This window comes from Mycobacterium paragordonae (assembly GCF_003614435.1).
Lineage (GTDB): Bacteria > Actinomycetota > Actinomycetes > Mycobacteriales > Mycobacteriaceae > Mycobacterium > Mycobacterium paragordonae.
Genome location: NZ_CP025546.1, coordinates 3,662,953 through 3,686,490, shown reverse-complemented (window position 1 = coordinate 3,686,490; position 23,538 = coordinate 3,662,953). Strand labels below are relative to the sequence as shown.

25 protein-coding genes are annotated in these 23,538 nt (G+C 65.9%); 11 read left to right on the top strand and 14 right to left on the bottom strand.

The genetic code is table 11. From position 1 onward, the window contains the following. Window positions 1-20 precede the first annotated feature (20 nt). Entirely contained in the window at window positions 21-488 is a 468-nt protein-coding gene (locus tag C0J29_RS16790) for a PPOX class F420-dependent oxidoreductase (RefSeq protein ID WP_120793006.1), read from the top strand. 10 nt (window positions 489-498) lie between these two features. Here the strand turns inward: C0J29_RS16790 and C0J29_RS16785 are convergent, their stop codons facing one another. Continuing rightward, window positions 499-816: a hypothetical protein gene (locus C0J29_RS16785; protein ID WP_065048681.1), complete on the bottom strand. Its 318-nt coding sequence runs from the start codon at window positions 814-816 to the stop codon at window positions 499-501. Window positions 817-843: 27 nt separating this feature from the next. Then, complete coding sequence (locus tag C0J29_RS16780; RefSeq protein ID WP_120793005.1) at window positions 844-2,673, bottom strand: adenylate/guanylate cyclase domain-containing protein; 1,830 nt, start codon at window positions 2,671-2,673, stop codon at window positions 844-846. On the opposite strand from C0J29_RS16780, the gene C0J29_RS16775 reads away from it, so the two are divergent. Together C0J29_RS16775 and C0J29_RS16770 are read left to right on the top strand one after the other, a co-directional pair. Then, window positions 2,672-4,138, top strand: a complete 1,467-nt coding sequence (locus tag C0J29_RS16775; protein ID WP_120793004.1) for an Rv1453 family transcriptional regulator — start codon at window positions 2,672-2,674, stop codon at window positions 4,136-4,138. The two genes, C0J29_RS16780 and C0J29_RS16775, sit on opposite strands and share 2 nt — an antisense overlap. A 78-nt stretch (window positions 4,139-4,216) precedes the next feature. Further along, on the top strand, window positions 4,217-4,864 hold the full coding sequence (locus C0J29_RS16770; RefSeq protein ID WP_162951492.1) for a cutinase family protein: 648 nt from the start codon (window positions 4,217-4,219) through the stop codon (window positions 4,862-4,864). Here C0J29_RS16770 and C0J29_RS16765 read toward each other — a convergent pair. The 4 genes from C0J29_RS16765 to C0J29_RS16750 all read right to left on the bottom strand — a co-directional run bounded on the left by C0J29_RS16765 (window position 4,857) and on the right by C0J29_RS16750 (window position 8,357). Next, on the bottom strand, window positions 4,857-5,444 hold the full coding sequence (locus tag C0J29_RS16765; RefSeq protein WP_120793003.1) for a TIGR03086 family metal-binding protein: 588 nt from the start codon (window positions 5,442-5,444) through the stop codon (window positions 4,857-4,859). The genes C0J29_RS16770 and C0J29_RS16765 overlap by 8 nt on opposite strands. 94 nt (window positions 5,445-5,538) lie before the next feature. Then, window positions 5,539-6,891 carry a PPE family protein, SVP subgroup gene (locus C0J29_RS16760; RefSeq protein WP_065048670.1) on the bottom strand — a complete coding sequence of 451 codons (1,353 nt, stop codon included), beginning with the start codon at window positions 6,889-6,891 and terminating at the stop codon, window positions 5,539-5,541. A gap of 220 nt (window positions 6,892-7,111) precedes the next feature. Continuing rightward, window positions 7,112-7,546 carry an SRPBCC family protein gene (locus tag C0J29_RS16755; RefSeq protein ID WP_065048668.1) on the bottom strand — a complete coding sequence of 145 codons (435 nt, stop codon included), beginning with the start codon at window positions 7,544-7,546 and terminating at the stop codon, window positions 7,112-7,114. Between the two features lies 1 nt (window position 7,547). Then, window positions 7,548-8,357 carry a lysophospholipid acyltransferase family protein gene (locus C0J29_RS16750; RefSeq protein WP_065048665.1) on the bottom strand — a complete coding sequence of 270 codons (810 nt, stop codon included), beginning with the start codon at window positions 8,355-8,357 and terminating at the stop codon, window positions 7,548-7,550. A 449-nt stretch (window positions 8,358-8,806) separates the two neighbouring features. On the opposite strand from C0J29_RS16750, the gene manT reads away from it, so the two are divergent. The 3 genes from manT to mmpH are packed head-to-tail and all read left to right on the top strand — an operon-like array spanning window position 8,807 to window position 11,878. Continuing rightward, window positions 8,807-10,060, top strand: coding sequence for an MMP alpha-(1->4)-mannosyltransferase (gene manT / locus C0J29_RS16745; RefSeq protein WP_120793001.1), 1,254 nt, complete (start codon window positions 8,807-8,809; stop codon window positions 10,058-10,060). Further along, on the top strand, window positions 10,054-10,812 hold the full coding sequence (locus C0J29_RS16740) for a class I SAM-dependent methyltransferase (RefSeq protein ID WP_065048662.1): 759 nt from the start codon (window positions 10,054-10,056) through the stop codon (window positions 10,810-10,812). Before manT ends, C0J29_RS16740 begins: the two co-directional genes overlap by 7 nt. A 22-nt stretch (window positions 10,813-10,834) precedes the next feature. Then, window positions 10,835-11,878, top strand: a complete 1,044-nt coding sequence (gene mmpH, locus C0J29_RS16735; protein WP_231513425.1) for an MMP endo-(1,4)-3-O-methyl-alpha-D-mannosidase — start codon at window positions 10,835-10,837, stop codon at window positions 11,876-11,878. Here mmpH and C0J29_RS16730 read toward each other — a convergent pair. The 3 genes from C0J29_RS16730 to C0J29_RS16720 form a co-directional block, all read right to left on the bottom strand. Then, on the bottom strand, window positions 11,856-12,542 hold the full coding sequence (locus C0J29_RS16730; RefSeq protein WP_120792999.1) for a class I SAM-dependent methyltransferase: 687 nt from the start codon (window positions 12,540-12,542) through the stop codon (window positions 11,856-11,858). The two genes, mmpH and C0J29_RS16730, sit on opposite strands and share 23 nt — an antisense overlap. 117 nt (window positions 12,543-12,659) lie before the next feature. Then, window positions 12,660-12,938, bottom strand: coding sequence for a hypothetical protein (locus C0J29_RS16725; protein ID WP_055576655.1), 279 nt, complete (start codon window positions 12,936-12,938; stop codon window positions 12,660-12,662). A gap of 110 nt (window positions 12,939-13,048) precedes the next feature. Further along, window positions 13,049-13,921, bottom strand: a complete 873-nt coding sequence (locus C0J29_RS16720) for a cyclopropane mycolic acid synthase family methyltransferase (protein ID WP_371872404.1) — start codon at window positions 13,919-13,921, stop codon at window positions 13,049-13,051. Between the two features lie 180 nt (window positions 13,922-14,101). On the opposite strand from C0J29_RS16720, the gene C0J29_RS16715 reads away from it, so the two are divergent. Both C0J29_RS16715 and C0J29_RS16710 read left to right on the top strand, forming a co-directional pair. Further along, the gene (locus tag C0J29_RS16715) at window positions 14,102-14,794 is read left to right on the top strand and encodes a DUF899 domain-containing protein (protein WP_120792998.1); all 693 of its coding nucleotides are present in this window, start codon (window positions 14,102-14,104) and stop codon (window positions 14,792-14,794) included. Beyond that, window positions 14,787-15,257: an SRPBCC family protein gene (locus C0J29_RS16710; protein ID WP_242460453.1), complete on the top strand. Its 471-nt coding sequence runs from the start codon at window positions 14,787-14,789 to the stop codon at window positions 15,255-15,257. Before C0J29_RS16715 ends, C0J29_RS16710 begins: the two co-directional genes overlap by 8 nt. On the opposite strand, the gene C0J29_RS16705 is transcribed toward C0J29_RS16710, so the two are convergent. Further along, complete coding sequence (locus C0J29_RS16705; RefSeq protein ID WP_120792996.1) at window positions 15,214-16,083, bottom strand: alpha/beta fold hydrolase; 870 nt, start codon at window positions 16,081-16,083, stop codon at window positions 15,214-15,216. The two genes, C0J29_RS16710 and C0J29_RS16705, sit on opposite strands and share 44 nt — an antisense overlap. A 107-nt stretch (window positions 16,084-16,190) precedes the next feature. Here C0J29_RS16705 and C0J29_RS16700 point away from each other — a divergent pair, with 107 nt between their 5' ends. Continuing rightward, complete coding sequence (locus C0J29_RS16700; protein WP_065048650.1) at window positions 16,191-16,625, top strand: Fur family transcriptional regulator; 435 nt, start codon at window positions 16,191-16,193, stop codon at window positions 16,623-16,625. A gap of 47 nt (window positions 16,626-16,672) precedes the next feature. Beyond that, entirely contained in the window at window positions 16,673-18,901 is a 2,229-nt protein-coding gene (gene katG / locus C0J29_RS16695; RefSeq protein ID WP_120792995.1) for a catalase/peroxidase HPI, read from the top strand. Window positions 18,902-18,991: 90 nt separating this feature from the next. On the opposite strand, the gene C0J29_RS16690 is transcribed toward katG, so the two are convergent. Beyond that, complete coding sequence (locus C0J29_RS16690; RefSeq protein WP_242460452.1) at window positions 18,992-19,711, bottom strand: C39 family peptidase; 720 nt, start codon at window positions 19,709-19,711, stop codon at window positions 18,992-18,994. Between the two features lie 14 nt (window positions 19,712-19,725). After that, the gene (locus C0J29_RS16685) at window positions 19,726-20,598 is read right to left on the bottom strand and encodes a DUF1906 domain-containing protein (protein WP_120792993.1); all 873 of its coding nucleotides are present in this window, start codon (window positions 20,596-20,598) and stop codon (window positions 19,726-19,728) included. 22 nt (window positions 20,599-20,620) lie between these two features. On the opposite strand from C0J29_RS16685, the gene C0J29_RS16680 reads away from it, so the two are divergent. Further along, the gene (locus C0J29_RS16680) at window positions 20,621-21,976 is read left to right on the top strand and encodes an MBL fold metallo-hydrolase (RefSeq protein ID WP_120792992.1); all 1,356 of its coding nucleotides are present in this window, start codon (window positions 20,621-20,623) and stop codon (window positions 21,974-21,976) included. Between the two features lie 2 nt (window positions 21,977-21,978). Here the strand turns inward: C0J29_RS16680 and C0J29_RS16675 are convergent, their stop codons facing one another. Both C0J29_RS16675 and C0J29_RS16670 read right to left on the bottom strand, forming a co-directional pair. Then, a complete protein-coding gene (locus C0J29_RS16675; protein ID WP_120792991.1) occupies window positions 21,979-22,557 on the bottom strand; it encodes a rhodanese-like domain-containing protein in 579 nt (192 codons plus the stop codon). Between the two features lie 83 nt (window positions 22,558-22,640). Further along, window positions 22,641-23,378 carry a glycerophosphodiester phosphodiesterase family protein gene (locus tag C0J29_RS16670; protein WP_120794776.1) on the bottom strand — a complete coding sequence of 246 codons (738 nt, stop codon included), beginning with the start codon at window positions 23,376-23,378 and terminating at the stop codon, window positions 22,641-22,643. Window positions 23,379-23,538: the final 160 nt, after the last annotated feature.

The following is a 23,538-nucleotide window of genomic DNA, read 5'->3' as shown; positions in this document are numbered from 1 at the left end:
AACCGGGTTAGGTTGGTCTCATGGCGCCGAAAATTGCGACAGCGGACGTAGTGGGCTTTGCCGAGTTGCTGGATTTCATCCGCCCCCGACACCGGATGATATTGACCACCTTTCGTGCCGACGGCTCGCTGCAGAGTTCGCCGGTAACCGGTGGAGTCGACGCGGAAGGCAGGGTGGTGATCGCGAGTTATCCCCAGCGTGCCAAGAGCGCCAACATCCGGAAGACGGGCAGAGCGAGCGTGGTCGTGATCTCCGACGAGTTCAACGGACCCTACGTGCAGCTCGATGGCGACGCCGAGGTGATCGACGGGCCGGACGCAGTGGAGCCTCTCGTCGACTACTACCGGGCGATCGCGGGCGAGCATCCGGACTGGGACGACTACCGCCGCGCGATGCGAGACCAGAACAAGTGCCTGCTGCGCGTGACTGCGCGCCGGTGGGGGCCGGTGGCCACGGGCGGTTTTCCGCCTAGCCAGAGCCTCAAGTAAGGGCGGTGGGTCACCCGGCGGGTACCAACGGCGGGCGGCACACATTGGCGGCCGGGTCCCACCACTCACCGTTCTGGCAGTTGAGCGGCTGTGGGCCGACACCCAAGGGGCGACATACGTTGGCCGTCGGATCCCACCACTGACCCGCCTCACAGTCCAGTGGCTGCGGCCCAACACCCAAGGGGCGGCACACTTTACCGGTCGGATCCCACCATTCGCCGTCGGCGCACTGCGCCGAACTGATCGCGGGGGTCGCGATCGTCACGACCGCCATGGGTGCCAACACCATGGCGGCAACGGATATCAGCCGACAGATGGTCGTCCACATTGCACACCTCGTATCACGCGAGCCGATTCAATCCCGGTCTTCCCCTTCTCGGGGAGATCCCAAACTCACCAATCGGAGGAAACCGACCGGTTCCGCGAAGCCTTTGAGCGTGACCTTTTCCCGACGTTGGGGCACGCCGGCCAATATCTCGCGTACCGCCGGGTCGGACGCGATGGCCTCAGACAGCACGATGTCCGCACCGGCGCTCTGACCTTGCAGGCGCGCAGCCATATTCACGGTCGAGCCGAAATAGTCGAGGCGGTCGTTCAGCGTCACTACGACGCTGGGTCCGGCGTGGACGCCCACTTTCAACACCAGATGCTCGGTGCCGCGCGCCGATGAGGCGATCCGGGCCTGCATCGCCAGAGCGGCGCGCACCGCTTGCGCGGGATCGTCGAACGACGCCATCACCGCGTCGCCGATCGTCTTGACGACCGCGCCGCCATGGTCGCGCACGACCTCAGCAAGCAAGGTGAAGTGCTCGCGCACCAAGTTGTAGGCGGTGGAATCGCCGACCCGTTCGTAGAGCTCAGTCGAACCCCGGAGATCGGTGAACAACAGCGCGACCTGGCTGATGCCCGCGTCGTCACCGGGCCGCAGCGTCGCCTCGGCGAACATATCGCGAAACGCTTGCAGGGAAATCACTTCCGGTGCGGTCAGAGCCTGACGGGTCCACGTTCGTTCCTCGATCAACGCCGCCAGTTCGAAGCCGGCGTCGTTGACGAACGTCACCTTTCCCGGCTCGTCGTTTGCCGGCGCCGGGAGCAATTCCACGCCGGAGGCCGTGATGCGCACGCTGGGAAAGGCGCCGGCCGTGTGTTCGACGTCGACGACGGCGCCGGGGTGCAAGGTGCGCAGGCGGTAGGGGCCGGCAGGCAGGTCGACGTCGACCGTGCGCCGCTCCCCCGGGCTCAGCAGAACCTGCACCGCCACATGCTCGGTGCTCATCGGCCCGGACAGGCAGAAGTCGCCTTCGCGCAGGGGACGCACCGTCGGTGAGGGCGTGAACGTCAGCTCCACGTTGCGTTCGAATTCGCGGTCGTAGTCGATGTTGCACGATGGACAGTGCGCGCCGTGGGGTAGGTCGGCCAGCGACGAGACACTGACCTTGGCTCCACGACAGTTGGGGCACAACAGATCCCATTTCATGGCGAGCAAACCGGCCTGGACTGCGGTGAAACACGCCTCGGTCACGGCGCGCGGCGGCTCTCCCAGCTCGTTCGCCAGGACCTTGGGCCGCACCCGGTGGAGATCGGCCGCCATGGCGTTCAGCACTTGGTTGGCGAGGCGGTCGCCGAGTCCGTTGCCGTAGGGGCTGCGGTCGATTTGACGCGCCATCGCGGTGGCTCGCTCGCGGGCGCCCTGGGGCAGTATCGGCTCCGGAATCACGAAGGGTGTCGGGCGCCCGGGTTGTCGGTCGGCCTGGACGAAGGCAACCGCTTCCAGGACGCGCCGCCGCACGTTCTCTCCCGCCTGCGCCGCAAGCCGGGCGCCGAACAGGCGACCCGCCATGTTCAGCGGCTCCCATTCCAAGATGTAGGAGACGCGCGAGCCGCCCTGGTCGTCCGGCTCGATTTCGAAGACCGGGCCGAAGCGACGGAACGGCCCCCGGCTGAACACCCGGGACTGGCGAAAGTGCCGGCCGACGACCCACTCGTACGGCTTCTCTTCCCATTCCAGTGCGAAACCGGCGGCCTTACCCCGCCCCCGGCGCAAAACCGTCCCATTGGCTTGCGGTGTCTCGTCGAGCGTGTAGGGCGGCAGGCCCAGGGCCTCGTTGAACCGGTTGGTGTCGGCCAGTACCGGCCAGAGTCGATCGGGTGGCAGGTCGAATGTCCAGGTCCACGTGCGACGCATGGATTGGAACTTTAGACCCGGCAGGGCGGCTCCGGGGCCGGAAAAGCCCTGTTGGCAGTCATTTAATACACAAGAGTATAAGATGCTTGACTGTATACGATACGCTGATGTAGCCTTTGGAGAGGCCGGTCAAGGACCAACGCCTGTCGATCCGGAACTCCCCCCACCTCACCGAGAGAACTCGATGAAAGTACAAACTGCGCCTACGACCGAATGGTTTTTCGTGGATAGCAAATTGTCGCCCCAAGTCCGTGAGCTGATCCGCCAAGGAGCCTGGATCGCTCTCAATCCCTCCCCGGAATGGCTGGACGAACTGGACCGGGCCACCGTGGCCAGCAGCCCCGCGATCGCCGGGGATCCCACCTTGGCCGCGGCGGTCAGTTCTTCCAACCGTGCGAGCCTGGTGCACTTCGCCACCAGCCACCTGCGTGACCCGGGTGGCGTCGTGTCGCCATACCTGGGGCCTGAGCCGCTGCGCATGGCCCGCATTCTGGTGCGCCGCGGCCTCGGCGCGTCGGCGCTGGACGTCTATCGCATCGGCCAGAACGTCGCTTTGCAACGGTGGATGGACATCGTGTTCGACCTGACGTCCGATCCTCACGAACTCCGCGAGCTACTCAATGTGGTCACGCGCTCGGCCGGTGATTTCGTCGACGTCACGTTGGCCGCGATCACCAGGCAGATGAAACTGGAGCACAACGAACTGGCTCAGGGAGCAATCGTCGAACGACGCAAGATCGTCGAATTCATCCTCGATGGCGAGTCGATGAACCACAAACGCGCGGAAGCGCGACTTGGCTACGCGCTCAATGGATCTCACACCGCGGCCATCCTGTGGTGCGACGAGGCCGACGGTGACAATCGACTGCTGGACCGGACAGTCGCCGCCCTGGGTCACGCCGTCGGATGCCCCCAACCCTTCACCGTGATCGCCAGTGAAGCGGCCCGTTGGTTGTGGCTCAAGGACATTGCCGAAATCGACAGTGAGCAGATCCGTCGGGTGCTCGAGGACGCGCCCAAGTTGCGCATCGCGATTGGAGCCAGCGCGCGCGGCGTCGACGGTTTCCGCGACAGCTACGAACAGGCCCTCACCGCGCAACACATGATGGTGCGATTGCGGGCACGACAGCAGGTCGCTTTTTTCGAAGACATTCAGATGGTCGCGCTGCTCACGCAAAAGCAGGAGCAGGCAAGCGATTTCATCAATCACACGCTCGGGGCCTTCGCCTCGGCCGGCTCCGTGTTGCGCGACACCCTGCTCACCTACATCAATGAGCAATGCAACGCCGCCCGTGCGGCTCAACAGCTTTACATTCATCGCAACACCTTGTTGAGCCGACTCGATGCCGCACAACGACTGTTGCCGCGGCCCTTGGAACGCACCACCGTTCGGGTCGCGGTGGCCCTCGAGGCTCTGAAATGGTTCGGCAACCACGATCAGGACTCCGGCGTGACGGCTGAGTGAACGCCGCTTGGCGAGCGAGTGGGTGGGTACCTGAGCCGCCGGCTACGCCGTCGCCGCCGGTATGCCAGGATCTGGGGCATGACTGCACGCAGCCTCGCACGGATCTCCGGTGTCTTCGTCATGACGACGTGGGCTCTGCTGAGCGTGCCCATCACCAGTACGGCCACCGCCTCGGCCGACCCCTGCGCCGACGTCTCGATCGTCTACGCCCGCGGCACTCACCAGGAACCGGGACTGGGCAACGTGGGCCAGGCGTTCGTCGACTCGCTCACATCGCAGTTGGCCGGCCGGTCGGTAGAGGTATACGCGGTTAATTACCCCGCCAATGACGACTACCACAACAGCGCGACCAGCGGCGCCGACGACGCGAGCGCCCACGTCCAGGGCACCGTCGCCAGCTGCCCCAGCACCAAGATCGTGATGGGTGGATATTCCCAGGGCGCCACGGTGATCAACCTGGCCAGCACACAGATGCCGGCCCCGGTTGCCGACCATGTCGCTGCGGTCGCCTACTTCGGCGAGCCGTCCAGCGGATTCTCCAGCGCCCTGTGGGGCGGTGGCCCGTTGCCGACGATCAGCCCGCTTTACAGCGGCAAGTTGATCAGCCTGTGCGCCACCGACGACCCGATCTGCACCGGCGGCGGCAACATCATGGCGCACGTCTCCTACATCGAGAACGGAATGACGACCCAGGCCGCGACCTTCGCCGCCAACCGGGTCAAGTAGCGCTGCCGACCGAGCGCCCGAGGTAGGCCATCAAACGGGCGGTCGGTGTCGCGTTCTGGGGTGCCGGTTGTGCCGGCCCGAAGGCGCCCGGCCGACGCAGTCTGTCTTCCGGCAGCGACTCCACCAACTGGCGGCACAGTCCCAGCAAACGGGTCGGTAGTTCGACCTCCCGGCCGAGGGATCGGTGCACGTCCCAACTGTGCAGGGCAAGGTCGGCGACGGGGAAGGCCATCGCTTGCCCGAGGGGCGCCTCGCCCGCCGGCGATGTGCGCGGAGCGGCGAAGTCGGCTTCCGGCAGCACTTGTTGCAAGCGGGTGGCCAACTCGCGAAGCCGGGCTGCCGGATCGTCGCTCGCCCAGTCCGACGGCTCTGACGGTGCCGCCCAGATCTGTCCGCCCTCGACCAGCGCAACGACCTTGGCCGCGCTCCCCGTGGCATGACCGACCAGGTCGCGAATGCTCCATCCTGCGAGGTTGGACGCCTGTGCCCAACTTTCCGCGGGGATCTGCTCCACGGCGTCCAGGAACAGCTTTAGCGCGTCGGTGGCCATCGTGCCCATGGGATCGGCCGACTCATTCATGCACCTATCGTACGAACGGCGAGCAGACGCAAAATCGCCTTGGAGCAGCCGCTCCAAAGGCGATTTCACGTCTGCTCGCGCAGAGTAGGTGACCCTAGTGCGGGAGCAGGCGTTGCTTCTGCTCGGTGAACTCTTCCTCGGTCAGGATCCCGGCGTCGCGCAGCGAAGCCAGCTCGCGCAGCTCGGCGGCGATGCTGGTGATCGGGCCTCCGGGCAGCACCGGAGGTGGCGTCGCAGGCTCTTCCGTCGCGTCGGCGGCGGCCGGTGTCCCGCGCTGGGCCACCCCGACCCGCTCCTTGGTGCGTGCGCCGCCGGACCCGCCCGTGCCGACGCTGCCGGCCAGTGCCCGCCCGGCCATGCCGGCCACCGCCATCTGGCTGAACAACGCTCCGGCACCCTCCGCGGAAGCCTCCGCCGCAGCGCCCACACTGGCGGCCGGCGAGGTCAGCGCCGCCAGCCGGAAGCCCGGAGCGGCCGTGGTCCAGCCCGGCGGTACCCTCAGCCCGCCGACGGATCCCGCCTCGCCCAGGCCCGCCGACACCGGCGAGCCGAGATTGGTGATCACCGGGAACTGGGTCGGGGGGACGGGCGCCGATCCGGGCCAGGTCTCGATACCTGCCCAGCCACTGACAATGTCATCGGTGTGAACCCCGATGTGGTAGCCGCCGATGTCGTAGGGCAAGGCCGTCGTCCCGACGACTCCGTCCAAGGTCCCGGCGATGAGACCCGCGCCGAAGTCCAGAAGTGTCACGATGTCGAACGGCGAAACGGCCGCGGCGGGGGCGGGAGCGGCGAGACTGGACAGCGCCGAGGGCACCGCTGCCAACGCCTGCTGCGCCGACGACACGAGGCTCTGCACCTCCCCCGCGGCGGTGCCGGTGGCCTGGCTGACGGCGGCCGCCTGCGCCGGCAAACCGCTCGAATCCGTGATGGAAGAAGGCTCGGCGAACGGAGTCAATGTGGTCGCGGCCGCCGATGATGCCGCATAGCTCTGCATGGCGGCGGTGTCCTGCGCCCACATGTCGGCGTACTGGGTTTCGGTGAGTGCGATCAGCGGCGTGTTCTGGCCGAAGAAGTTCGTCGCGATCAGCGCCATCAGCAGGCTGCGGTTGGCCGCGACCACCGGCGGCGGGACCGTCTCGGCGAACGCGGCCTCGTACGCGACAGCCGCCGCTTTAGCCTGGTCAGCGGTGTGCTCAGCCTGCAGCGCGGTGACTCCCAGCCACGCCACGTAGGGGGTGGCCGCGGCAGCCATGGCAGCCGAGGCCGGACCGATCCACGGTCCGGCGGTCAAGGCCGTGATCACCGATTGGTAGGAACTGGCGGTTGCGTACAGTTCGGCGGACAGCGCGTCCCACGCCGCGGCAGCGGCCAGCATCGGTCCAGCGCCAGGGCCGGCGTACATCAGCGCCGAGTTGATCTCTGGCGGCAACAACGCGAAGTCCATCACGCCTCCTCCGATCGGTGTGGTCGGCTGGCAGCCGCATTCCGGGTGACGCTCAATGGACGCTCGGCCCGAATCCCCCATCCGGGCCCTGAGCGGACATCACCTCGTAGCGTTACGCCAGACAACAGCTCGTTGCCTGCTGTTTGCACAGCCTTTACCAATAAAGCACATATTCAGCCCGCGACCGAAATGCCGGTCCGACGGCCGGCACTCCGCGGTGTTATCTCTCGAACTCCAGGAAGTGCCGGATTTCCTCGGCCGCGGCCTCCAGATTCCGCGAGACCAGCCCGCGTCCGAGCCACTCGCTGAGCCGGGCGACTCCCAGGCCGGTGGTGGAAAACGTCAGCGTCAGAGTGAGGCGGCTACCGTCGCCGTCGGGTTCAACCAGCGCGGCGAACGAGTGGCGCGTTCCCTGCACTGCCCGCCACTTCAACAGGCTGCCCGTCGGAGGCGTGATCAGCACCCGGCCACCGAGCTGAATGGTGCCACTGTCCATATAGACGTCCCACAGTTCGCCGTCGTCGCGCGACTTGACGAACCCGCATCGGCTGAAGGTGGAGACCTTGGGGAACAGAGCGTGGGGGTCGGTGATGAAGGCACCGCTCGTTTCGAGCGGGCAGTCGATATGGCGGACGACGGTGACGGTCTGGGTCATCTCACCGGACCATCGGGACGATGGTCTTGCTGGCCAGCTTTGACAATCCAACCTGCATGACGCTGGTGACATAGCCCAATGCGCGGTCCCAATCCGGATCCTCGCCGAACCTGTCCCGCACATCGATCGGCTCGAGCACCTGCATGCGGATCTTCGCCGGAAGGGGAAAGTGCGGCAGTGGGAGCGGCGACAGTCCCCACGGAATGCTCAGCGTCATCGGCATGCTCTTCACCCGCGCCAATTTGTCCAGCCGCAGCAATTGCGCGGTCCGGCGGCCGTCATTGAGGACAATCAAGGTGTCATGGCCGCCCGTCGCCACCACCGGCACGATCTTCACGTTGCACTTGTGCGCCAGCCGCAGGAAGCCTTTACGGCCCGAGAAGATGATCTTGTTGCGATCGCGCCACGGGCGCAGGGCCTCCACGTCGCCGCCCGGGTAGACCAGCGCCGACCCACCGCTGTCGAAGATGCGCTCGGCGAAGGAATTGGCTGCCGGGACCACGCCGAGCTTGCGGGTCAGTCCGCCGATGACCGGTGCGGCGGTGACCGTGTCGTGCGCCAGCGCGTAGAGAGGACGGCCCTCGACGGTGAAGTAGGTGTTGTAGGCCAGCAGGAAGACGAACGTGTCCGGGGTCGCGCCCCCGCCGCTGTGATTGCCCACAAACAGCACCGGCTCGTCGGGCACATTCTCGAAGCCGTGAACCTCGGCGCGGAACCACACCGTCGAGGCCAACCACAGCGGAGGCAGCACGGCGCGAATGAACTCCGGGTCGCGGTGGCGAAGTTCTTTGGGGAGTCGTTGCCGAGTCATCTCGATGAGACTAAACCGATTTGGCGCGTTTTAACGGAACTGTCCGCAAACTGAAAGCGCGCCCGGCATTCGCCGGCGGAGCATTCGGAGCGGGCGGGTTCGCGCTGACGTCGTGGTTGTCGTAGCTTGAGACGGGATTGTCGTAGCGTCGGCCGGTTCAGCAGAGCAGCCGGTATCGAGCTCGAATGGGGAGCCTCGAATTGGGAGCGTTGTCACGCGGCGGAACGGCGGTGTGCGCGGCTCCCCGATCGGTCCGGGGTTCGATGCGCACCGTGGACAGCGGGAAGCGGTGATCTGGTGGGGGTGCGTTTGCGTCAATTAGCTGACCGAACTATAATCTGGACACATGTCCAGTTTGCTGTCCCGCCGTTCACGGGTGCGTTGACAGCAATGAGATTGGCGCCTTCGTCCCCTTTTCCTGGTCGATCGCTGGCGGCGAAGGGTTGAGTATGCGAATTGCTCTGCTGTCCTACCGGAGTAAGGACCACTGCGGCGGACAGGGCGTTTATGTGCGGCATCTCAGCCGCGGACTGGTCGTCCTCGGCCACGAGGTGGAAGTGTTCTCCGGCCAGCCGTATCCGGAGCTGCTCGATCCGCGGGTTCGCCTGACCAAGGTCCCGAGCCTCGACCTGTACCGCGAGCCGGACCCCTTCCGGGTGCCACGGCCGAGCGAGATCCGCGACTCCATCGACCTGCTCGAGTTGGCCACGATGTGGACGGCCGGGTTCCCCGAACCCCGAACCTTCACGCTGCGTGCGGCGCGGCTACTGGCGGACCGGGCGGCCGATTTTGACGTCGTGCACGACAATCAGAGCCTGGGAACGGGACTTCTCACCATCGCGGATGCGGGCATGCCCGTCGTGGCCACCGTGCACCACCCGATCACGCGCGACCGATTGCTCGACCTTGCTGCCGCGCGATGGTGGCGAAAGCCGTTGGTGCACAGGTGGTACGGGTTCTCCAGCATGCAGAAGCAGGTGGCCCGGCAGATCCCCGACCTGCTGACCGTCTCGTCGTCATCGGCTACCGACATCGTCGCGGACTTCGGTGTCTCCCCCGATCAACTGCATGTGGTGCCGCTGGGGGTGAATACCGAACTGTTCCAGCCGGGTTCGTCACCACGGCAACCCGGCCGGGTGATGGCGATCGCGAGTGCCGACACTCCGCTCAAGGGCGTCAGCACCCTGCTGCACGCTGTCGCCAAACTGCGCACCAGCCGCGACCTCGAGTTGCGGTTGGTCGCCAAAGTGGAAGCCAACGGTCCCACCCACAAATTGATCGCCGAGTTGGGAATCTCCGACATCGTCCACATCGCCAGCGGCCTGCCTGACGCCGACCTCGCCGCTCTGTTCGCCTCCGCCGAAGTTGCGTGCATTCCCTCGCTCTACGAAGGCTTTTCATTGCCCGCGGTGGAAGCGATGGCCAGTGGGACGCCGATCGTCGCCAGCCGTGTCGGCGCGCTGCCCGAGGTCCTCGGGACAGATGGTGCTTGCGCCGAGTTGGTGGCTCCCGCCGACGTGGATGCCCTGACCCAGGCGATCGGAAAGCTCCTGGACTCACCGGAGCGGCGCCGCAGCCTGGGCGAGGCCGGACGCAGGCGGGCGGTCAACGTGTTCAGCTGGGACGCGGTGGCCGCTCAAACCGTGCGGGTGTATCAGCAGGCGATTGAGCGACGGGCCGTCGAGGGCGGACCGCGATGCTGACGGTCGATTTCGAGAGGCTCGGAATCGGTCCTGCTACCAAGGTCATCGACGTGGGCTGTGGCGCCGGTCGGCACGCCTTCGAAGCCTATCGGCGAGGCGCCGATGTGGTCGCCTTCGACCAGGACGCCGCCGAACTCCGGTCGGTGGACACCTTGCTGCGTGCGATGGCAGAGACCGGCGAGGCGCCGCAAGCCGCCGCAGCGAAAGTGGTTCGTGGCGACGCGCTCAATCTGCCCTATGCGGACGAGACGTTCGACTGCGTGATCGCTTCGGAGATCCTGGAACACATCCCCGACGACGATGCCGCCATCGCGGAACTGATCCGGGTACTGAAAGTCGGTGGCATCCTGGCGGTCAGCGTGCCGCGATGGCTTCCCGAGCGAGTCTGCTGGCTGCTGTCCGAGGAGTACCACAGCAACGAGGGCGGCCATGTGCGGATCTACCGGGCCAGTGCGCTGCGCGACAAAATCGCCGGTCGCGGAATGGAATTGACGCATACCCACCACGCCCACGCGCTGCATTCGCCGTTCTGGTGGCTTAAATGCGCAGTCGGGCCGTCGAATAACGACCATCCGGCGGTCACCGCATATCACAAGCTGCTGGTGTGGGATCTCATGCAGCGGCCCAAGATCACTCAGCTGGCCGAGCATGCGCTGAATCCGCTTGTGGGCAAGAGCGTAGCCATGTATTTCACCAAGCCCGAGCCGGTACAAAGCCTTCGCGCGCAGGGGTATTCAGTTGCTTCGCGATGACGGCGCACCGGGTGTCGCCGGGGTGCTGAGCCCCGAGCAGTGCCGGCAGACGGCAGTGTCCATCGCGGCCGCCCAGGAACCGTCGGGGGCGATCCCCTGGTTCGCCGGCGGGCACACCGATCCGTGGGATCACGTGGAAAGCGCCATGGGGCTTACCGCCGCGGGTCTGCTGGAGCCGGCGCGCGCTGCGTTCGACTGGTGCCGCCGCATTCAGCGGCCGGACGGCTCCTGGCCGATCCAGGTCCGGGCCGGGATCGTCGAAGACGCTAACAGTGACAGCAACTTCTGCGCTTACGTCGCGACCGGCGTGTGGCACCACGTGCTGGTCACCGGTGACCGGAAGTTCGCCGCGCTGATGTGGCCGGTGGTGCAGAAGGCGATCGACTTCGTCATCGACCTGCAAGTCGGATTCGGTGAAATCTGTTGGGCGCGAAGCGAAGCTGGACCGCTGGAGGAGGCACTGCTGACCGGTTGCGCCAGCATATTCCACAGCATCCGGTGTGCTCTGGCGCTCGCTGCGCTGATCGGGGAACCGCAGCCGGAATGGGAACTGGCACTGGGCCGGTTGGGCCACGCGATCGTTGCCCATCCTGAGGCCTTCACCGAAAAGGACCGCTACTCGATGGATTGGTACTACCCGATCCTCGGCAGTGCGTTGCGCGGCCCCGCCGCTGCGGCGCGGATCCGGCAGCGCTGGGACGAGTTCGTGGTGGGCGATCTGGGCATTCGCTGTGTGGTCGACCGGCCCTGGGTCACCGGTGCGGAGACGTGCGAACTGGTCATGGCTCTGGACGCCATCGGTCACCGGTCTGCGGCGCACCGGCAGTTCGGCGCGATGCAGCATCTGCGCGAAGGTGACGGGTCCTATTGGACCGGTTTGGTTTTCGCCGACGGCAAGCGGTGGCCGGAAGAGCGCACCACCTGGACCGGGGCGGCGATGATCCTGGCTGCCGACGCGCTGTCCGGCACGACGGCGGGCAGCGGGATATTCCGTGGCCACACGCTACCGGTGGGCCTGCAGACCGATTTCGACTGCGAGTGCGTTACGGCCGGCCCTGGCCGTTAGTCTCGACGGGCTCTCCGGCCTGCCCGCCGGTGCGTTCCAGCACCCGCAGCGACCCGGTCGCCCCGACTTCCCGGAATTGACCGGAAGCCATTGCACGACAATAGATCTGGTAAGGGGGTCGCCCTCCGTCGTCCGGGTTGGGAAACACATCGTGGATGACGAGTGCCCCGCCGGGGAGCACCCATTTCGCCCAGCCTTCGAAGTCGCGCGCAGCCGCGGCCTCGGTGTGCCCGCCGTCGATGAAGAGGAACTGCACCGGCGAGCGCCATCCCCGGGCAACGACGGGTGATTTGCCGACGATGGCCACGACATGGTCGTCGAGGCCGGCGGCGTCCAGCGTGCGGCGGAATGTCGGCAACGTGTCGAAGAGCCCGGTCACCTCGTCGACCAATGAGGTGTCGTGGAATTCCCAGCCGGCCTGATGCTCTTCGGATCCGTGATGATGATCGATCGTGTAGAGCACGCTGTCGCGCTGTCGGGCGGCAGCCCCGAGCAGCAGCGCGGATTTCCCGCAATACGTGCCGATCTCCACACCGATGCCACCGTCGAGGTAGCGCAGTGCGGCGTCGTGCAGCGCCTGCCCTTCGTCGCTGGGCATGAAGCCGCGCACCTGCTCGGCAAGCGCGAACAAACGCTCGGTGGAGCCCGTGTCGTCGTCGCTCATCAGCTGAACTTATCGGGCGGAGAAGCGGCGCCGGCAACCTGGTCGGCGTCCTTGCTGGATTGTCGGGGGAACGGGTCCCGCTGGACAGCCGTCCGGCCGTCCAGCAGGACCGTTCGGTCAGCCGTGCGGCGCTTCGGAGATCTTGCTGTCCGGCTTGCCCAGCGTCTGGCAGTACGTCTGCGCCGAGAGGCGGGTCGCGTTGATCTCCAGGGAGCTGGGCTCTGCGCCGTTCTTGTCCTTGAGCATCTTGCTGACTTCTTCGCTCTGCTTCTTCTCGTCCTGCGTCGTGAAGTCTTTGCACTTGGTGTCGCCACCGGTATTGATGACCTTGGAAGCCGAACATCCGCTGAACATCAGCGCGGCGATGACAATTGCGGCAGGTGCGAGGGGTTTCATCACTAGCCCTTTCTAAGGTCGGAGTCGTAGCTATCTATACACCGCAGCGCGCATTCCCAAACACGGGTCGAATTGCGCGCCGCGACCCGAGCGATCGAACCGAGCGGGGCCTATTTTTCCAGGGTGAACTGATTGACGTCTATATAGCCGGTGCGGAAATGGTCGGCGCAGCCGGTCAGGTATTTCATATACCGGTCGTAGACCTCTTGGGACTGAATTGCGACGGCCTCGTCGCGACGCGACTCCAGGGCTGCGGCCCAGCGATCGAGCGTCTTGGCGTAGTGCTGCTGCAGCGACTGGCGCCTGGTCAGCGCAAAACCGGCCGCTTGCGAGAACCCCGCCACCATATCGGTATCCGGCAACTGACCGCCCGGAAAGATCTCCGTGAGAATGAATTTCACGAACCGGATGTGATTCATGGAGATGGGCAGACCAGTCTCGGCCAGTTGCTCCCGGGTCAATCCGGTGATGGTATGCAGCAGCATCACACCGTCTGCCGGCAGCAGTTTGTAGGCCAGCGAAAAGAAATCCTGGTAGCGATCGCGGCCGAAGTGCTCGAACGCGCCAATCGACACAATGCGGTCCACAGGCTCGGTGAACTGTTCCCAGCCCTGCAACAACACCCGACGGTTACGTGCGGTGTCCATTTCGTCGAACTTCTGCTGCACGTGCGCGGCCTGGTTCTTGGACAGAGTCAGGCCGATGACGTTGACGTCGTACTTCTCGATGGCGCGACGCATGGTTGCGCCCCAGCCGCAGCCGATGTCGAGCAGCGTCATGCCCGGCTGCAGGCCCAGCTTGCCCAGCGATAGGTCGATCTTGGCGATCTGCGCCTCTTCGAGGGTCATGTCGTCGCGCTCGAAATATGCGCAGCTGTATGTCTGGGTGGGATCCAGAAACAGCCGGAAGAAGTCATCGGACAGGTCGTAATGTGCCTGCACATCGTCAAAGTGCGGCTTCAGTTCCTCGGACAAGCGGGTCATGCCTTTCGTGGCGCCGGAGCTCCGACGGGAGTCCGGCATGGCATACGCCGGCGGGTTACTAGTTCCCCGCGGGTACCGAACGAAACCCCTGTCCCCGTCACACCGGCCGCGACGGTGAATTTCGGGAGCACGGCGGGTCATACCCAGAGACTGGACACATCACAGGAGAAGGTGGATCCCATGCTTGAAGCCAAGCCGCCCATCGTCGATCAGCAGACCTGGCGCGCGGAGCTCGACGAGCTGCGCAAACGCGAGAAGGCCGCGACCCGGGAACTGGATGCGATCGCCGCCCAGCGTCGCCGCCTGCCGATGGTGCGATTGCCCGACTACACGCTGATCGGCGCCGACGGCCCGGTCCGCCTGGCCGAGGTGTTCGGCGGCCGCTCGCAGCTCATCGTCTACCACCACATGTGGTCGCCGGGTGCGGAGTGGCAGTGCCCGGGATGCACCGGGTTCACCTCGCAGTTCACCCGGCTCGAGTTCCTCGACAACTACGACGCCCGCTTCGTCATCGTCACCAACGGACCGATCGACGAGGCGCTCGAGTACCGGCGCAAGGTCGGCAACCGGATGCAGTGGTACTCGTCTTCGGACAGCTCGTTCGGCGCCGACATGGACGCACCGCCCGGCGGCGGCTTCGCCGTCAACGTGTTCTTGCGCGATGGTGAGACCGTCTACCGCACCTGGCACACCAATGGCCGCGGAACCGAGCAGCTCAGCCACTCTTTCGCGTTGATCGACATCCTGCCCTGGGGGCGGCAGGAGGAATGGCTCGACTCGCCGCCCGGGTGGCCGTCGCGGCCCACCTACTCCGGCTGGTCCGGCTCGTCCGACATTGCCCGCGCCTATGGACCGGAGGACGGCGATGAGTAGCGAGCGCTTCGAGGTCACGCGACCCATCTCGGCCACGCCGACGGCGATCTTCGCGGTGCTGGCCGACCCGGTGCGTCATTGCGACACCGAACCCACCGACTGGGTTCGCGACGCCGTGGACGCCGAGCCGATTACCGGAGTCGGCCAGATTTTCGCCATGAACATGTATCTCGAGGCGGCCGGCGGGGACTACGTCACCTACAACCTGGTCACCGAGTTCGAGAAAGATCACGCCATTGCCTGGATGCCGGGCCGGCTCGACGATGCGGGCAATCATGCTGCGGGCGGCTGGTTCTGGCGCTACGAACTCGCCCCGAAAGGCGACCACACAGACGTCACACTCACCTACGACTGGACCGGTACGCCCGGGGAGTTCCGGGAACAGATCGGCGGCATGCCGCCTTTTCCGGAGGATTACCTCAGCGCGTCGCTGGCCGATCTGGAGCGCTCGGTGACCGGTTGACGCCGATGCGTCGTGCCAGTTCGGCGAAGGCGTCCCGTACCGCGTCGGGTTGCTCTATCCACGGAAAGTGGCCCGCCTCAGGTACGACGCGCCAGATCACGTTGTCGGTGTGAAAGCGCTTAGGCTGCCACAGCGCCTGCGTGACGATCCGGTCCGCCGATCCGCTGACGATCAGAGTCGGCAACGTGGTCGGCCACCACGCCAATCGGTAGTCGCGGTCGAAATGTTTGGCTGACCACTGCACGGCGCCGAGGTTGTACGGCATCCGCCGCAGCATTTCCGCTCCGGCGGTGACGCTGTCGGCCAGGAAGTTCCACGGGGCCGATTGCACCGCAAGCTCGCGCAGGTGTTCGTCCGTGGGTTCCGAGTCGTATCGCGCCGCGGCACGTTCGACACCCGGTAATGGTTTTCTGGTGGTCATCTCCTCGTACACCGGCATCCACGACGCGTCAGGAGCTGTGCTGACCAGCACCAGGCCCTCGAGCACCCGGGCCAACGCGGGGGTCACCAACAGGTATTCGCCGCCGGTCGAATGTCCAACGTAGACCGGATGGTCGACGGCTTGAGCCGCCTCGAGCAGAACTTGTGGCCACAGGCGGTAGGGATCCGCTGGGGCGCCGGGAGCGTCCGTGTTGGAGCCGTCGCCGGGTAGGTCGACCAGCCACGAGGATCCGGACACCGCGACGGCGTCGACGAGTTCTTGCAGAGATTCCGATCCGATACCCGGGCCACCCGGGAGAAAAAGCCAGTTCGCGTCGCCTTGGCTACGGCGGTGTAGACGCATCCGGACGCCCGACGGCGTCCAGTGGACATGTTGGGCAGCCATGGGCCTCTTCGTCCTCAGGCGGTCCCTGCAACCGCAGGCTGGAGAATACCTGCGGCGGTGTATGACAAAGTCTTGACTGACTCCAGATAAGTGCGCAGGATGGCTGTGTGTCCTCGGATCACGCCGAGCAGTTGCGAACGGCCGATTTACGGGTAACGCGGCCACGAATTGCAGTGATGGAAGCGGTGCATGCGCATCCGCACGCCGATACCGACACGATCTTCTCCGCGGTGCGACTCGGATTGCCCGATGTGTCCCGACAAGCCGTGTACGACGTGCTCAATGCGCTGACCGTGGCGGGCCTGGTGCGGCGTATTCAGCCCTCCGGTCTGGTCGCGCGCTATGAGTCGCGCGTCGGCGACAACCATCACCACGTCGTGTGCAGATCCTGCGGTGTGATCGCGGACGTCGATTGTGCCGTCGGCGATATGCCGTGCCTGACGCCGTCGGACGACGACAACGTCTTGGATGGCTTCGTCCTCGATGAGGCCGAGGTCATCTATTGGGGCTTCTGCCCCGATTGCTCGAGAACTGATTCCTGATCACAACCGTGATCACAGCCCGTTTCAGATAACCCGGAAGGAATGCTGTGTCATCCGATACATCCGATAGCCGACCTCCTCACGCCAGCGACTCGGCGAGCACGAGCGAGAGCGAGAACCCGGCGATCCCGTCTCCGACGCCGAAGTCAGACGCGCCACGGACCAACCAGGACTGGTGGCCCAACCAGGTCGACGTGTCCAGGCTGCACCCGCACTCACCGCAGGCCAACCCCTTAGGTGATGGTTTCGACTACGCCGCCGAGTTCGCCAAGCTCGACGTCGACGCGCTCAAGGCCGACCTGGTCTCGGTGATGACCACATCCCAGGACTGGTGGCCCGCCGACTACGGCCACTACGGCGGCTTCTTCATCCGCATGAGCTGGCACGCGGCCGGCACCTACCGCATCTACGACGGCCGCGGCGGCGCCGGACAGGGCCTGCAGCGGTTCGCGCCACTCAACAGCTGGCCCGACAACGCCAGCCTGGACAAGGCGCGGCGCCTGCTGTGGCCGGTTAAGAAGAAGCACGGGAACAAGATCTCCTGGGCCGACCTGCTGGTGCTGGCCGGCAACGTGGCCCTGGAAGACATGGGGTTCCAGACGTTCGGCTTCGCCTTCGGCCGCGAAGACGTGTGGGAGCCGGAAGAAGTCCTGTTCGGTGAGGAAGACGAATGGCTGGGCACCAACAAGCGCTACTCGGGCGAGCGTGACCTTGCGCAACCCTACGGCGCGACGACGATGGGCCTCATCTACGTCAATCCCGAAGGCCCGGAGGGCAAGCCGGATCCGATCGCCGCGGCGCGCGACATCCGTGAGACGTTCGGCCGCATGGCCATGAACGACGAGGAGACGGCCGCGCTCATCGTGGGTGGCCACAGTTTCGGCAAGACCCACGGTGCCAGCGCCGACCCGGTCGGCCCGGAGCCCGAGGGAGCCCCGATCGAGCAGCAGGGGCTGGGCTGGAAGAGCACGTTCGGCACCGGCAGCGGCAAGGACGCGATCACCAGTGGCCTGGAGGTGGTGTGGACGCCGACTCCGACGAAGTGGGACAACACCTTCCTCGAGACCCTGTACGGCTACGAGTGGGAACTGGTCAAGAGCCCGGGCGGCGCGTGGCAGTTCACCGCGAAGGACGGAGCCGGCGCGGGCACCATTCCCGACCCGTTCGGTGGGCCGGGCCGCAACCCGACGATGCTGGTCACCGACGTGTCGCTGCGCGAGGACCCGATCTATCGGCAGATCACGCAGCGCTGGCTGGAGCATCCCGAGGAGCTGGCCGAGGCGTTCGCCAAGGCCTGGTACAAGCTGCTGCACCGCGACATGGGACCGGTCAGCCGCTACCTCGGGCCCTGGATTCCCGAGCCGCAGCTGTGGCAGGACCCGGTGCCGGCCGTCGACCACGAGCTGGTCGACGAGAGCGACATCGCATCCCTGAAGTCCAAGGTGCTCGCCTCGGGATTGTCGGTTCCTCAGTTGGTGAAGACCGCATGGTCGGCAGCCGCGAGTTACCGCAACACCGACAAGCGCGGCGGCGCCAACGGGGCCCGGCTGCGACTGGAGCCGCAGAAGAGCTGGGAGGTCAATGAACCCTCCGAGCTGGATAAGGTGCTGCCGGTTCTCACCCAGATCCAGCAGGACTTCAACGGTTCCGGCGGCAAGAAGGTCTCGCTGGCTGACCTGATCGTGCTGGCCGGCTCCGCCGCGGTGGAGAAGGCGGCCAAGGAGGCCGGGTATGAGATCTCGGTGCACTTCGCGCCGGGCCGTACCGACGCCACCCAGGAGAACACCGACGTGGAGTCGTTCGCGGTACTCGAGCCTCGGGCAGACGGTTTCCGGAACTACTTCCGTCCCGGCGAGAAGGCTCCGCTCGAGCAGCTGCTGCTGGACCGGGCCTACATGCTGGGCGTCTCCGGGCCGGAGATGACGGTTCTCGTCGGTGGCCTGCGCGCCATCGGTGCCAACCACGGCGGCAGCAAGCACGGCGTGTTCACCGACCGGACGGGCGTGTTGACGAATGACTTCTTCGTCAACCTGCTCGACATGGGCACCGAGTGGAAAGCATCGAAGAACTCCGAGAACGTCTACGAGGGCCACGACCGGGCAACCGGCGAACTCAAGTGGACCGCGACCGCGAATGACCTTGTGTTCGGGTCGAATTCGGTGCTGCGTGCGCTCGCTGAGGTGTATGCCCAGGACGACAACCACGGCAAGTTCGTCGAGGACTTCGTCGCGGCCTGGGTCAAGGTGATGAACAACGACCGGTTCGACCTGAAGTAGTCCCGCTCGGGTCTGACGACACCCCGCGAGCCGGGCGCTCGCGGGGTGTTCGTCGCTTCAGGCGGGCTTCACGCGGCCTTCACGCGGCCGTCAGACGGGCACAGTCACGACGATCGAGTCGCCACCGGTCTGCCACGCCGTCGTGAACGTCGTCATCGAAACCTGTTCGTCGGCATGGTCGGCCCCGGGGTCGTTGAGGTGAATGACTTCGGCGTTGGTGTCGATCCCGGTGACCACCAGGAAGTGATCGGCCGCGGTGCGCTGGTCGCTGGTGTTCCAGATGACGGCGGAATTCACCCACGCGATGATCTTGCGGTTGGCGGTGAGGTACCGCTCCAGCGCGGGCAGCCCGGTTTGATCGGGATGCGTTGTGGCGTCGGTCATCACCGACTTGATGCCGTAATGGTCGAGCAGGACCACCTCGTCCGCCATCTCGATGCCGCCCGTGCCGTTCGCGTGGCTCGGGTCGTTCACCGGCGCGTAGATGGGACCTGGGTTGGTCCCGGACGGCGTACTCACCGCCAGGGCGATCACCTGTTGTTCGGTCGGCGCATGCCCGGTGATCTCTCCTACCACGTCGGCTACCGAAACCAGCCCGCAATTGTCTTCGAGAGACTGCTGTTGCCAGTACTTGGCAGCCGCCGCGGGATCACCGTAAACACCCGTGCGCCCGGCGGTCGTCGACGTGGTCGTCGGTTGCGATGGCGTGCTGTTAAGTGTGGTGCTGGCGCTGCTCGCCTGCGCCTGCGGCGACGCTTTGGTCGACGGAGTCGCCGGTCCGCAGGCCGACAGCGCGACGATGCCGACCAAGCCGATCAGGGTGGTTAGCGGGCGAGATCCCATTGGCCGTAATCGGCTGCGAGGACGTCGTCGATGTCGATCTGGGTTCCGGCCAGCAGTGGACCGTTGACCACGCCCTGGTACAGCACTGCGGCCGGTTCGCGATCCCCGTTGGACCAGGACCTGGTCTGCCAGGCCCACCGGTGGCCGGGAGTGGTCGAGTTGCCGATGACGTTGTCGCCGATGGCCCAGCCGCACGCGCGGGAGTGGCCGTAAATTCCGGTGCGGCCCACGCCGAGTACCGAGTTGATGCCCCGAAACCAGGGCAGCGCAAGGCTGTTCCAGGTGCCCTGGTCGATGTTGTCGTCGACGCTGAAGAAGATCGGCGCCGAGGCTCCTCCCCCGGCCGCGTTGTGCAGCGAGAGCGCCGCCTGCGCGTCGGCTACCCCACCGTCATAACCGCGGGTGAAATCCGAGGGCGCGGATCCGCCCGGCTTGCCGTACTGAAAGTTGCTGACGATGTGCAGACCCGCGGTGCGCAGGGCGTCGGCGTACTGGCGGGTGATGGGCTTCGCTTCGAAGTTCATCCCCGGCCGCGATTCGGACACGTAATTCACCACGCCGTCGTAGCCGGCCGCCTTGATCTCGTCGGGCGGGATTCGCTGTAGAGCGAAGTCGATCAGTTGGCCGCCGGCGGCTGACGCTCTGGGGGCCTCGGCCGTGGCCGCGAGCGCACCGAGCAACACGGGCGCGAGGGCGTAGCCGAACGCGGCGCGCCGTGACAGGTGACGGGGTCCACCGGATGAAGCAGATTCGGGCACGGCGCGATGGTAGCAACCGCACGTTTGCGATCGTCGAGAATTCAATCCGATCCCAGCTGGCGGGGCTGCCGCTGGTCGGGCCGCCCCGCCGGGCATTCGGCCGGGGTACCTGGTGGACATGGGTGTCCACGTGGAAGTTATCGAGACGTCGAGTCTGGGCGACCGCAGTTATGTGGTGGCCGATGACCATGCGGTGGTGGTCATCGATCCGCAGCGCGACATCGACCGAGTGACGCGGCTGCTCGGTGAGCGCGCCGCACGCGTCACCCATGTCCTCGAGACGCACCTGCACAACGACTACGTCACGGGCGGGTTGGAGCTGTCCCGGTCGACGGGTGCGGAGTACGTGATCCCCCGCGGCGATGAGGTCGGCTACCCGGCTCGCCGGGTGGACGACGGAGACATCATCGACGTCGGAGGATTCCGTCTCCGAGTTCTCCACACACCGGGGCACACGCAGGAGCACGTGAGCTATGCGCTCAGCGATGAATTGGGCGAGGTGGTGGCTGTGTTCACCGGTGGCTCAATGCTTTTCGATACCACAGGACGCACGGATCTGCTCGGCGCGGAGCACACCCACCAGCTGACCATCGACCAGTTCCGCTCAGTGCGTCGCCTGGCCAGCGAACTCCCCGCCGACGCGCAGGTCTATCCCACGCATGGTTTCGGCAGTTTCTGTGCGGCCGGCGGTCAGGGCCGGGACTCCTCGACGGTGGGTGAGCAACGTGCGTCGAATCCAGCCCTGACACAGGATGAGGAGACGTTCGTCGAGGAGTTGCTCGCCACGTTGTCGGCCTATCCCGCCTACTACGAACACATGGGGGTGATCAACCGGGACGGTCCTGCGCCGGTGGATCTGTCGACGCCGGCACCGGTGGATCCGGCCGAAATCCGGCGTCGTATCGAGGCCGGAGAATGGGTGATCGACCTACGGTCCCGGACGGCCTTCGCGGCGGGCCATCTGGGGGGCTCCTACGGTTTCGAGTTGTCGGACTCGTTCGTCACCTACCTCGGCTGGGTGTACGCGTGGGGCGAGCCGTTGACGCTGATCGGAGACGACGCCAACCAGATCGCCACCGCACGAAGGGAATTGGTTCGTATCGGTGTTGACGATGTCCGCGGCGCGGCCACCGGCGACATCGCCCAGTTGGCCGTCGAGTCCGAACTGAGCTCCTATCGGGTCGCCGATTTCGCCGCGCTGGCCGCCGAAATCGGCCGCGAGCAGGTGGCGGTGCTCGACGTGCGGCGTGAGGACGAATTCCGGGACGGTCACGTGCTCAAAGCCGTCAACGTTCCCATCCATGAATTGACGCGCCGGCTCCGCGAGATTCCCGACGGTGAGATCTGGGTGCACTGCGCCAGCGGATACCGGGCTTCGGTAGCGGCGTCGATCCTGGACAAGTACGGGCGGGCGACCGTGTTGGTTGACGACAATTACAGCGCCGCTGAGGAACTCGGGTTGACCTGCCGGTGAGGCTAGCCGCCGGTTCCCAGCGCCGAGACGATGGTCTGCACATCGGCGCCCGCGCCCCGGTTGTACGGAAGCTTGGCAAGGCCCGTCGCCATCGCGCAGGTGTCGGTGACGGCCGCGAACGTCAGTCCGCCGCCGATGGCGGCGGCCAGCCACTTGAGCCGGGGTACCGCGACGCTGCCCAGAATCGAGGACAACACCACCGACCCCGCGACCAGCCGAACCTGCCGTTCGAGTTCCCACCGTGGCGTGCCGCGATCGACCGCTAACCCGTGACCTTCCCACGCGGTGAAGCCGTTTTCGAGGACTCGTCCCCCGGACGCCCCCGCGTCGTGCAGCAGGCGCGCGGCCTTGGCGGCGCGCTGGCCCGACTTGCACACCAGCACAACATCTTCGGTCAGATGTGGGGCGATGGCGGATCGGTGTTCGTTCAGCACGTTCAGCGGCACGTTGAGAGAACCGGCGATGTGCGCGGTCTCGAACTCGGCCGGGGTTCGCACGTCGACGACCCGGGGTGGGGCGGGTAGGTCGAGTTGCCGCCCCAGGTCGGTGACGGTGATGGTTTGAATTGCTGACTCGCTCATACCAGTACCGATACCCACCGCCGTCCAATCGGGCGTCGTTCGGATCGCGGCGACTTTTATCGCCCACCAGCTGAGCTTTGCTGTCAGCCGGGTAGCCACTGTCCTCGGGACACCAGCACGTCACGCAGCAGGTCGGCGCGATCGGTGATGATGCCGTCCACCCCCATGTCGAAAAGTGCGGACATCTCGGCGGGATCGTCGACCGTCCAGGCGTGCACCTGACGGCCCATTTCGTGCGCCGTGCGCACCAGGGCCGGCGTGATGACGGGCACCAATCCGAGTCGCGACGGTAGCTGCAGGCAGTCGCTGTCGCGCATGAGCCGCCAGGCATAGCCCTGATCGCGTGGTGTCCTGGCCGCCAGAACAGCCAGGAATGCGCCCGTTCCGGCCGCACTGGCGACCCGCCTCGACAGCAACCGCAACGCTCGCCTGCGCCGGCGCTCGGAGAACGATGTCACCAGCACTCGGTCGTGCACGTTCATCCGCTCGATGACATCGACGGTGGGCTCCACAGCCGAACCGACCTTGATATCGATGTTGACCCGGATCTCGGGATAAGCGGTCAGCAGATCTTCCAGGGTGGGTATCGACTCTCCAGCGCCCAGATCTGCCGTACGTACCTCGCGCCAGTCCAACTCGTCGACCGCACCACGGACGCCGCAGGTGCCGTCAAGTCGGCGGTCATGCAGGACCACCGCAACGCCGTCGCGGGTCGCACGTACGTCCGTCTCGATATATCTAAACCCGAGCCGCACCGCCTCCCGGAAGGCGGCCATGCTGTTCATCGGATACTTGAACGACGTAAAACCTCTGTGCGCCATGGCGATTGGGCCGCTTTCGCGGAGGAACTCGGCAACCCGGGTCCCGTCGTCGTCCACCAGGTAAGTATCGCCACCAAGGGGCGAAAAGCCAGCCGCGGCCGGGGCCGATCGCACATTGTTGTTAAGCGGCGCGCGACCGCACATCTCTCGCTACCATCAT